Source organism: Methylomonas rosea, from assembly GCF_024505055.1.
Taxonomy (GTDB): Bacteria; Pseudomonadota; Gammaproteobacteria; order Methylococcales; family Methylomonadaceae; genus Methylomonas; species Methylomonas rosea.
This window is the reverse complement of record NZ_JANIBL010000133.1, coordinates 1-2,072: the sequence shown is the minus strand read 5'-3', so window position 1 is coordinate 2,072 and position 2,072 is coordinate 1. Positions and strand designations below refer to the sequence as shown.

Genomic DNA, 2,072 nt, shown 5'->3' with positions numbered 1-2,072 from the left:
AAGAAGGGCGTATTAAAGTGGATACTGAGGCTATTCTCTTTCGTTTGAATGCACTCATACCCGTACTTTCAACAGAGGACTTGGCTAAAGCCGAATGTTACCTGGACAAACAATTCCAAGATGGGGCTGTTTCTTCCAGACTTGTTGAAGCGTTTGCGAGAATCGGCCGTTGGACCGATTGTATTAATTGCCTGGAAACACTCGACAGCAAGAAGACCCGAACTGACGACGTCCTATACGTTGAACAGGCGCTTTCGTTTCAGGATACTCCAGAAAGAGATCACTTCGTGAATTACCTGATCAAAAGGGTCGGAAAACGGCAATATTATGACGCAAGACAAAGGGCGGACGATCTTGCGCATCTCGCTCTGTTACTTGCCCGAAACGGTCATCGTCGAGCCAAGGAATTATTCTGGCAATCGACAGCTATTGGTCTTACCCAGTTACCCGAAGGCGACAGTGACTCTGTACGCTTAGTTACCGCTTTGAGTCTCGCTCTTGAAGGAAAGGTTGAAAAAGCCGAGCGGGTTTCTCTAGCTTGTAAGTGGCCGGATCAGCGTATTGCTTCATTGCGGGTAGTTGCAACCGGTGTACAAGATAATCTGGAATTTCAACGACGACTCGCATTTACTATCGCAGAGGTGCTGATTGGAGCGCCTTGCCAAAATCGCGAAAAAGATGCAGTAGATTTAGTGACCGAAGCATGTACTGCTGCTATGTATTTCGCCCCGATTCTACCCAAAGAGACCAAGAAAATTTTGCATCAAACAGAACGGAGGTTGAAGGAGATACCACAATGGTCTTGGGCGTCTTGTTACCTTGGCATACTGAAAGTACGTATTGCGCTCGGCGAAACAATCCGGTCCGCCGTGACCGACGAAGTACTTTCTATATTGGAACGGGAAAATTGGCTTTCTGGTGATTTGTTCATACAAGGGGGGGAGCTGATCGTTGAAGCATTAGAACCGTCTTACCACATGGAAGCATTAAGTCGCCTTCAAAGGATTCCGGAACGTGTACAAAACGCAGATTACAAGATCCGTATATGGTCGGCATACGCAGCGATTCTTGCAAAATCTAATAGTGACGAGGCGATGAGAATTTTTGTCCGGCAAATCGAAGCACTTGAAGACGTCTCCAAAGTACAGGAATCCAAGCCGAAAAGTGGTGCGGAACAGGCTGCAATTAACATCTGTCGGCTTATGAATGAACTCGATGGCGGACTTGCGAAACGAGCGCCGGGTGTAATTGGTTTCGAGAATATTGTATCAGCAATCACCCATGCATCTACTTGCCTCGGATCGAATTCTACCAAGGCCCTGCTTAGTGATGCCTGGAACTGGATAGTGACAACTGAAACACTTACCAATGCTGAGCGTTGCGCTTCCGCAACTATTCTCTTTGAGTCGTTGACTAAAATCGACACGACAACAGCATCTCGGCTATCTGAGCGGGCTTCTCACGATCTCGTGCACCTTCTGATTAATATAGAGGCGGACCAAATCCTGGCTTATGCCTTGCGTCGCTTCGCAAGTTTTGGGATGGGCGATGCGGCCGAAGTTGTCCATCGCCAAATCCGCGATCCAGCAACCAGAGAACAAACCAGAATCGCGATTGATTTATTCAATGAATTTTATTCGCTCGAAGACCAATCGCTACTTGAAAAAACGTTATTTGAACAAACAACAAAAGGACTGGAGGGACTGTCAGCAGGGAGTATCATTTGGACGCGCATAGGAAAACGTGATCCGAAAAAAAAATATTGGGCCTTAGAAATATCGTTAAGTTTTCTTAAGGAAAACCTCACTCGTCAAATGATCTTTGATCGTATATCGCCTCTTATATTGCCCGTAGTATCTCATTGGGGCGCTGATGCGGCGCTTTCTATTGTCGATTTGATCGACGATTTCGATAACCGACTAATGACTGCAGCTTCGCGGTTGGAGACATTTGAATATTGAATCAGCAAATTTGTTTGCACCATCTTTCATAATAGGCAATTTTCTTGAAAGCCTCTTTAACCCAAATAATCCATTAGCCACTTCCGCCCAGGCCTGGAATCGTCGGGTGAC

At 46.3% G+C, this 2,072-nt stretch carries 1 protein-coding gene; it reads left to right on the top strand.

The window, feature by feature from the left end:
• A partial coding sequence (locus NP589_RS21435) for a hypothetical protein (protein WP_256608790.1) occupies positions 1-1,961 on the top strand: 1,961 nt, incomplete at its 5' end.
• Positions 1,962-2,072 lie beyond the last annotated feature (111 nt).